A 238-nucleotide genomic window follows, 5' to 3' on the forward strand; every position below is an offset into this window, starting at 1 on the left:
TGAGGTGGTAGAGGTTGCCGAAGAACTCGTCGAAACCGTGGTTGGTGGGCAGGTACTCGTCGCGGTCGCCCAGGTGGTTCTTGCCGAATTGGCCGGTGGCATAGCCGTGGGCCTTGAGCGCCTGGGCCAGCGTGATGTCGCGGGCCTGCAGGCCCACCGGCGAACCGGGGATGCCGACCTTGGTCAGGCCGGTGCGCAGCGAAGCCTGGCCGGTGATGAAGGTGGAGCGCCCGGCGGT

The 238-nt window shown here is 68.1% G+C and carries 1 protein-coding gene; it reads right to left on the reverse strand.

The window, feature by feature from the left end; translation table 11 throughout:
• On the reverse strand, nucleotides 1–238 hold a 238-nt coding region (locus J5M67_RS29380; RefSeq protein ID WP_207888775.1), incomplete at both ends, for a sulfatase-like hydrolase/transferase.

The organism is Pseudomonas sp. 30_B (assembly GCF_017491605.1).
Classification (GTDB): Bacteria; Pseudomonadota; Gammaproteobacteria; order Pseudomonadales; family Pseudomonadaceae; genus Pseudomonas.